The sequence below is a fragment of the Dactylosporangium sp. NPDC005572 genome (genome assembly GCF_040605515.1).
GTDB lineage: Bacteria > Actinomycetota > Actinomycetes > Mycobacteriales > Micromonosporaceae > Dactylosporangium.
This window is the reverse complement of the sequence record NZ_JBEXCY010000299.1, coordinates 1-7748: the sequence shown is the minus strand read 5'-3', so window position 1 is coordinate 7748 and position 7748 is coordinate 1. Positions and strand designations below refer to the sequence as shown.

At 70.2% G+C, this 7748-nt stretch carries 9 protein-coding genes; 7 read left to right on the top strand and 2 right to left on the bottom strand.

The features are described from left to right. The first annotated feature begins 256 nt into the window (after positions 1 to 256). Positions 257 to 1501: an MFS transporter gene (locus tag ABZS66_RS57225; protein ID WP_354772688.1), complete on the top strand. Its 1245-nt coding sequence runs from the start codon at positions 257 to 259 to the stop codon at positions 1499 to 1501. Here ABZS66_RS57225 and ABZS66_RS57220 read toward each other — a convergent pair. Continuing rightward, entirely contained in the window at positions 1413 to 2267 is an 855-nt protein-coding gene (locus ABZS66_RS57220; RefSeq protein ID WP_354772686.1) for a hypothetical protein, read from the bottom strand. The two genes, ABZS66_RS57225 and ABZS66_RS57220, sit on opposite strands and share 89 nt — an antisense overlap. A 66-nt stretch (positions 2268 to 2333) precedes the next feature. Between ABZS66_RS57220 and ABZS66_RS57215 the strand changes: the two genes are divergently transcribed. Beyond that, the gene (locus ABZS66_RS57215; protein ID WP_354772684.1) at positions 2334 to 3191 is read left to right on the top strand and encodes a menaquinone biosynthesis protein; all 858 of its coding nucleotides are present in this window, start codon (positions 2334 to 2336) and stop codon (positions 3189 to 3191) included. Here the strand turns inward: ABZS66_RS57215 and ABZS66_RS57210 are convergent. Further along, the gene (locus ABZS66_RS57210; RefSeq protein WP_354772682.1) at positions 3188 to 4066 is read right to left on the bottom strand and encodes a hypothetical protein; all 879 of its coding nucleotides are present in this window, start codon (positions 4064 to 4066) and stop codon (positions 3188 to 3190) included. The genes ABZS66_RS57215 and ABZS66_RS57210 overlap by 4 nt on opposite strands. 248 nt (positions 4067 to 4314) lie before the next feature. On the opposite strand from ABZS66_RS57210, the gene paaA reads away from it, so the two are divergent. The 5 genes from paaA to ABZS66_RS57185 all read left to right on the top strand — a co-directional run. Next, positions 4315 to 5343, top strand: a complete 1029-nt coding sequence (gene paaA, locus ABZS66_RS57205; RefSeq protein WP_354772680.1) for a 1,2-phenylacetyl-CoA epoxidase subunit PaaA — start codon at positions 4315 to 4317, stop codon at positions 5341 to 5343. Next, positions 5336 to 5614, top strand: a complete 279-nt coding sequence (gene paaB / locus ABZS66_RS57200; RefSeq protein ID WP_354772678.1) for a 1,2-phenylacetyl-CoA epoxidase subunit PaaB — start codon at positions 5336 to 5338, stop codon at positions 5612 to 5614. The genes paaA and paaB overlap by 8 nt, the downstream gene beginning before the upstream one ends. Then, positions 5611 to 6312 carry a 1,2-phenylacetyl-CoA epoxidase subunit PaaC gene (gene paaC, locus ABZS66_RS57195; RefSeq protein WP_354772676.1) on the top strand — a complete coding sequence of 234 codons (702 nt, stop codon included), beginning with the start codon at positions 5611 to 5613 and terminating at the stop codon, positions 6310 to 6312. The genes paaB and paaC overlap by 4 nt, the downstream gene beginning before the upstream one ends. Further along, complete coding sequence (gene paaD / locus ABZS66_RS57190) at positions 6306 to 6761, top strand: 1,2-phenylacetyl-CoA epoxidase subunit PaaD (RefSeq protein ID WP_354772674.1); 456 nt, start codon at positions 6306 to 6308, stop codon at positions 6759 to 6761. The genes paaC and paaD overlap by 7 nt, the downstream gene beginning before the upstream one ends. After that, the coding region (locus ABZS66_RS57185; protein WP_354772672.1) for a 2Fe-2S iron-sulfur cluster-binding protein at positions 6758 to 7748 on the top strand (991 nt) is incomplete at its 3' end. The genes paaD and ABZS66_RS57185, both read left to right, overlap by 4 nt.

Genomic DNA, 7748 nt, shown 5'->3' with positions numbered 1-7748 from the left:
GCCGAAGTTGCGGCCCAGGTTGCGGCCCAGGTTGCGGCGCAGGTCCGGCGCGACCAGCTCTGTGGTCGGCCCGGACGGCTGCCCGGGGCGCCTCTGATGCATCAGGAGTGATGCATCAGGAGTGATGCATCCTTTCTGATGTATCAAAAGTGATGCATCAAAAGCGGTGGGCGTTCGTCGAGTGTGCGGCGCCGCTGGGCAAGGTGGCACGTGTGGGGTGTAGACAGCAGTAGATGCGAAGGATTATTTTCGAAGTATGTCCTTCACATCTCCCCGTGACGTGTACCTGCTCGCGGCCGCGCGTGGCGTCTCGATGCTTGGGGACTTCCTCGCCGCTACCGCGCTCGTGCTGGCCTTCCAGGAGCGCGGGGCCGGCGGCGTAGCCGTGGCCGCGGTGCTCATCGCCTCCGTATTGCCCGTCGTCGCACTCGCGCCGCTCGTCGGGCGGCTGGTCGACCGGGTCGACAGCCGGGTCCTGCTCACCACCGTCGGGCTGGCGCAGGTCGGCGTCTGTGCCGCCATGGCGTTCACGACCAGCACCTGGGTGCTCGTCGGGCTCGCCGGTCTGCTCGCGGCCGGGGTCGCGATCACCACACCCACGTTCAGTGCGTTGCTGCCCGAGGTCGCGGGGGTCGACGGCATCGGGCGGGCCATGGCGATCTCACAGACCGCCAACTCCGTCGGGTCGCTGGCCGGGCCCGCCCTCGCCGGCGTGCTGGTGGGGGCGTTCGGGCTGCGGGCGCCGCTGCTCATCGACGCCGGCACGTACCTCGCGGTGGTGGGAGCGGGGCTGCTCCTGCGAACCCGGCGCAGAGTGTCGGCGCACGAGCGGGCCGAAGGCGGTACCAGTGGATGGAAGATCCGCCACGAACCCGTGCTGTGGCCGCTCCTCCTGCTCATCGCCGCGCTCGTTCTCACGCTCAACGTCAACATGGTGGTCGGCGTCTTCTATATCCGCGAGACGCTCGGCGGGAGCCCGGCCGAGTTCGGGCTGGTCGAGGCGGCGTGGACGGCCGGCATGCTGGCCGGCGGATGGCTGGCGGCGTCCCGGGCCAGGGACGACAAGGCGCTCGGGCGTGCGCTGGTGGGGTTGCACCTGGCCACCGCCATTGCGGTCCTGCTGTCGGGCTTCGCGACGATGGTGTGGATGGTGTACCCCTTGTGGCTGCTGGGCGGCGCCATGAACGGGGCCGAGAACAACTTCCTCGGTGTGCTCGCGGCCCGGCGGGTGCCGGCGGCGGTGCGTGGGGCCTTCTTCGCGCGGTTCGGCGCGGTGATCAACGGCGCCAACCTCATCGGCTACGCGGCCGGTGGGGTGCTGGTGGGGCGGTTCGAGCCGCGGCCCATCGTGCTCGCCTGCGGCGCCGCGGGCGTGCTCACCGTGCTGGTCCTCGGGCCGGCGCTCTGGCGGGCTAGTGGACGGTCAGGAGTTGCTTCGTCACTTCCCGGCACGTCTTCGCCCCATAGTCCTTCCCCAGCGAACTCGCATAGTGCGCCATGATGCCGAGGCTCCAGCCGTCGCCCACGGCCATGCAGGCGATGTGCCACTGCCCGTCGTCCCGCGACAGCCAGCCGTTCTTGATCGCGGTTGTCTTCTGCACGTCGGCCGGCAGCGCCTCGATCGGCCCGAAGCGGCCCGGACCGCGCACGTTGCGCATCTCGTTGAGCAGCCAGCCGGTCCACTTCGGTCCCGCCGCGCGGCCGTCGGCGATGCACTTGGCCAGCCGGGCCACGTCGCGGGCGGACATCTGGGTCAGGCTCCAGGAGTTCTGCGTGCCCTTGGTCTCGGTGAGGCCGCACAGGCTGATCATGCGCTTGATCGAGTTCAGGTTGCCGTTCTGGACGTGGTACTTGAACGTGTTCTCCGTCTCGGAGTCGCGGATCATGCGCGTGAGCTCGGCGAGCGCGGTCGAGCTGGGCTGCTTGTTCTGCTCGGCCTGGCGGCGCAGCCAGTCGGCCGCCACCCAGGCCTTCGACATCGACGCGGTGTCACTCGTCGTGTACGGCGTGGAGCCGTACATCTGCCCCGTCACGTGGTCGTAGAACGCCCACGACCAGAAGCCCTTCACGTTCATCGTGACCGGGTTGGTCGGCGTGAAGAGCGGACCGCTCTGCGATGGCGACGGGGACGGGGAAGGCGACGCGGCGGCCTCGGACGACGACGATGCCGCCGCGGCCGGGGCGTGATCCTGGTTCGTCGCGGGCTGCTTCGAGCAGCCCGCGAGCAGCGCCAGGGCAAGCGCGATCACGGCGAGGGGGCGTCGCACCAGAGCAGGGTACGCCGTTGTGACAATGACCGCCCGCTGCGGTTGACCAGCCAGGAGTGGGGCACCATGGGCGTTGTGCCTGCACTGCAGCGGCCCCGAGTCGGCCACATCCAGTTCCTGAACTGCCTTCCGATCTACTGGGGCCTCATGCGCTCGGGCGCGCTGATCGACGTCGACCTGCACAAGGACTCGCCGGAGCGGCTCAACGCCGCGCTCGTCGCCGGTGACCTGGACATCGGCCCGATCTCGCTGGTGGAGTACCTGCGCAACGCCGACGATCTGCTGCTGTTGCCCGACCTCGCGGTCGGCAGCGACGGCCCGGTCCTCTCCGTCAATGCGGTCTCGACGGTACCGCTGGAGCAGCTCGACGGCCGTCGTGTGGCGCTCGGCGCGACGTCGCGCACCGGCGTCCTCCTCGCCCAGATGTACCTCGAGACGCGGGTCGGCGTGACCCCGCAGTACTTCCAGAGCCCGCCCGACCTGGCCCGCATGCTGGACGAGGCGGACGCCGCCGTGATCATCGGCGACGTGGCGCTGCGTGCGCTGCACGACGCGCCGCAGCACGGCTGGCAGGTCACCGACCTCGGCCAGGCCTGGCGCAACTGGACCGGCCTGCCGATGGTGTTCGCCGCGTGGGCGGTCCGCCGCGACTTCGCGCTGGCGCACCCCGGGCTGGTGAAGGACGTGCACGAGGCGTTCCTCCGGTCGAAAGAGCTCTGCCTGACCGAGCTGGACGAGGTGGCCGAGGCCGCGGCCCGCTGGGAGACGCTGTCGGCGGCGACCCTGGCGCAGTACTTCCGGGCGCTGGACTTCTCGCTCGGCGAGCGCCAGGTCGCCGGCCTGCGCGAGTTCGCCCGTCGGGCCGCGCTGCGCGGCACCGTTCCGCCCCTCCCGCCGGACGGCCCGGCGTTCTTCGAGGGCTAGATCTGGAGCTGGCGGGTGACCTCGCCGCAGATCGTCGCGCCGTAGCCCATGCCCTTGGACGACGGGTAGACCGTCAGCACGCTCAGCACCCAGTCGGAGCCGATGGCCAGGCAGTTCACGTGCCACTTGCCGTCGCTGCGGGCGATCCAGCCGTTCTTCACGGCCGTGGTCGCCTTCTCGGCCGCCGGCAGCGCCGGCACGATGCCGAACTCCTGGCTCGACGACACGTTGCGCATCTCGTTGAGCAGCCAGTCGGTCCACTTCGGTCCGGCAGCGCGCCCGTCGCCGATGCAGGCGCCCATGCGCGCGGCGTCGCGGGCCGAGACCATCGTGCTGGCCCAGTCGATGTAGTACTTGCTGTCGGTCAGCCCGCAGATCTGGGTCAGCCGCGTGATGCTCGCGGACCTGCCGTCGAGGCCCCAGAAGTACGACGCCGCGGCGTTGTCGCTGTTGCGGATCATGGTGCTCAGCTGGCGGAGGTTCGACTGGCTCGGGCTCGTCGTGCGGCGCAGGTAGTCGGCCGCCAGCCAGGCCTTGATCATCGACGCCGTGCGCTGCGTGGTCGCCGCGTTGGTGGAGCCGGCGGTCTCGCCCGTGCGGCGATCGAGGACGGTCCAGGACCAGAAGCCCGTCGCGCTGACGGTGACCGGGGCCGGGTGCAGCAGCGCGGGCGGCAGGATCGGCGCGGTCGGCGCCGCGGGGTTGGCCTTGCGGGTCGGCGGCTCGGAGGTCGTCGGGCTGGCCGTCGCGGCGGCGGGCGCGGACGCGTTCGAGGTGTCCCGGGCCAGCAGCCTGCCGCCCCAGACGTACGGCACGCCGACCATGATGGCGGCGACGAGCAGTACGAATGCGACTAGTCCGACGCGCTTGCGCATGGGTCGGCGGTCCTTCCCTGGCGGTCGCCGTCAGTACATCGACCACCGGTCATGAGCACGTGTTGCCGGTGTTAACAGGACGTAAGCGGGTGAAGGGCACTTCACCACGATGCGTGCCCAGTCTCTCGTCTCGCGCGTCACCTCGTTGTCAATACCAGCTCAAAAGTCCCTGCTAGTTGACTCAAGTGGGCGTTAGGTCGGTGTGACACCTTCTTGCAGCAGCGGTCGGATGCTGTAACACTGGGAGGGTGTACGGCAACGACTTCGCCCCGCTCCTCGAGCAGGTCGACAGCGCCGAGCGCGACCTCCGGCAGGCCGCCGACCAGGCCGTCGCCGACCGCGGTGACCTGCAGGGATACTTCGACGCGATCGTCTCCGCCGACCAGAAGGTCGAGCCGCGGGACTGGATGCCGGAGGCGTATCGCAAGACGCTGATCCGGCAGATCGCGCAGCACGCGCACTCGGAGATCATCGGCATGCAGCCAGAGGGCAACTGGATCTCCCGGGCGCCCTCGCTCAAGCGCAAGGCGATCCTGCTGGCCAAAGTGCAGGATGAGGCCGGCCACGGGCTGTATCTCTACGCGGCCGCCGAGACGCTCGGCATCTCCCGGCAGGAGCTGGTCGAGATGCTGATCGAGGGGCGCCAGAAGTACAGCTCAATCTTCAACTATCCGACCCTGACCTGGGCAGACGTGGGTGCGATCGGCTGGCTCGTCGACGGGGCCGCGATCGTCAACCAGGTCCCGCTGTGCCGCTGCTCCTACGGGCCGTATGCGCGGGCCATGATCCGCATCTGCAAGGAGGAGTCGTTCCACCAGCGCCAGGGGTACGAAATCCTCCACACCCTCTCCCACGGGACACCGGCCCAGAAGGCCATGGCCCAGGACGCGGTCGACCGCTGGTGGTATCCATCGCTGGCGATGTTCGGCCCGCCCGACTCCGACTCCACGCACTCCGAGCAGTCGATGGCCTGGAAGATCAAGCGGTTCTCCAACGACGAGCTGCGCCAGCGGTTCGTGGACATGTGCGTGCAGCAGGCGACCGTGCTCGACCTGCGGATCCCCGATCCTGACCTGCGGTGGGACGACGAGCGCGGCGCACACGACTACACCCAGCCCGACTACGACGAGCTCATGCGCGTGATCAAGGGCAACGGCCCGTGCAACCGGCAGCGGATCGAGCACCGGCGCCAGGCCCACGAGGAGGGCGCCTGGGTGCGCGAGGCGGCGGCCGCGCACGCGGCGAAGCAGGCGGAGAAGAAGGTAGTCAATGTCTGAGCCCCTGTGGGAGGTCTTCGTCCGGCCGCGCCGCGGGCTGTCGCACGCGCACGTCGGCAGCCTGCACGCGCCCGACGCCGAGCTGGCGCTGCGCAACGCCCGCGACGTGTACACGCGCCGGCAGGAGGGCGTGTCGATCTGGGTCGTGCCGGCCGCGGCGATCACCGCGAGCAGCCCCGACGAGAAGGACGCGTTCTTCGAGCCAGCCGCCGACAAGGTGTACCGCCACCCGACCTTCTACGCCGTGCCGGAAGGCGCCGAGCACATATGACCGACTTTGAGCGGGTTCTCGGCCTGGGCGACGACGCGCTGATCGCGGCGCAGCGCCTGGCCGAGTGGTGCTCGCGCGCGCCGGACATGGAGGAGGACATCGCGCTGGCGAACATCGCGCTGGACCAGCTCGGTGCCGCCCGCCTGCTGCTCACCTACGCCGGCGAGCTGGAGGGGCACGGGCGGGGCGAGGACGAGCTGGCGTTCCTGCGCGACGATCGCGAGTTCCGCAACGTGCAGCTGGTCGAGCTGGCCAACGGGGACTTCGCCGTCACGATGACCAAGCTGCTGTTCCTTTCCGTGTACCAGCGGTTGCTGTATGCGGATCTGTCCGCTTCCACGGACGAGCGGCTGGCCGGGATCGCGGGGAAGGCGCGGAAGGAGTCGGCGTACCACGTCGACCATGCGTCGCTCTGGGTCGTGCGGCTCGGCGACGGCACGGACGAGTCGCACCGGCGGATGCAGACAGCGCTTGACGCCGTCTGGCCCTACACCCATGAGCTGTTCGAGTGGTACCCCGATCTGCGCTCGTCCTGGCTGGAATCCGTGCAGAGCGTGCTCATGGAGGCTTCGCTCTCGCTCCCGGCTGACGGGTGGGCGCCGACGGGCGGCCGGTCCGGGGCGCACACCGAGGCGCTGTCGAAGCTGCTGGCCGACATGCAGGTGCTGCATCGCGCGCACCCGGGGGCGACATGGTGACGGCGTCCGAGCTGGTTCGTGCGGTTCCCGACCCGGAGCTGCGCGTGGTCACCATCGGTGACCTGGGGATCGTTCGCGACATTGAGGTTCATGGTGCTCAGGTGGTCGTGACGATCACGCCTACCTATTCGGGGTGCCCGGCCATGGACGCGATCCGGTCGGACATCTCCGCCGCGCTGCGTGATGCCGGCTTCGCGGACATTTCGGTGAAGACGGTCCTCGCGCCGGCCTGGAGTACCGACTGGATCACCGATGCCGGCCGGTCCAAGCTGGCGGCCGCCGGGATCGCGCCGCCGGGGCGGACGGTCGGGCTGGCGCTGACCGTGCGCTGCCCGCAGTGCGGCTCGCCCGACACCGAGGAGCTGTCCCGGTTCGGCTCCACGGCGTGCAAGTCGCTGTGGCGGTGCCGGTCCTGCTCCGAGCCATTTGACGCGGTGAAGACCTTATGACCGTTTCGCCCATCGTCCGCCCGGTCAGGAAGCGGCCGAAGTTCCACCGGCTGGCCGTCGTCGACGTCGAGCGGCTGACCGACGACGCCGTCGCGGTGACCTTCGACGTGCCCGCCGCGCTGCGGCCGCTGTTCGAGTTCCGGGCCGGCCAGCACCTCACCGTGCGCCGCGAGGACGTCCGCCGGTCGTACTCGATCTGCTCCACGCCCGCCCAGCTCGCTTCGGAGGGGGTCCTGCGCGTCGGGATCAAGCGGATCCCGGGCGGGGCATTCTCCACATATGCCGCGACCGAGCTCGCCCCGGGCGACGAGGTCGACGTCATGCCACCGCTCGGCCACTTCACCAGCGCGTTCGAGGCCTCACGTGACCGCCACTACGCAGCGGTCGTGGCCGGGTCGGGGATCACGCCGGTCCTCTCGATCGCCGCGACGGCGCTCGCGGTGGAGCCGGCCAGCCGGGTCACGCTCGTCTACGGCAACCGGGCGGCCGGCACCGTGATGTTCGCGGAGGAGCTGGCCGACCTCAAGGACCGGTACCGCGACCGCCTCCACGTCATCCACGTGCTCTCGCGCGAGGCGCAGGAGTCGCCGCTGCTGTCCGGCCGGCTCGACGAGGACCGCGTCGGGCGCATCCTCGACGCGCTGCTCCCGGCGGGCACGGTCGACGAGTGGTTCCTGTGCGGGCCGTATGGCATGGTGCTCGACGCGCGCGTCGCGCTCAGCGTCCGCGGGGTCGCCGACGACCTCGTACACACCGAGCTCTTCCACGTCACCGAGGAGCCGCCGGCCGCGCGCCCGCCGGCTTCGGTCGAGGAGCCGGTCGACGGCGCCGAGGTGACGATCATGCTCGACGGGCGCCAGTCGACCTTCACGATGGCCCAGGACGAGCGCATTCTCGACGCCGCGCTCAAGCAGCGCCCCGAGCTGCCGTACGCCTGCAAGGGCGGGGTCTGCTCGACCTGCCGCGCCAAGATCGTGGACGGCCGGG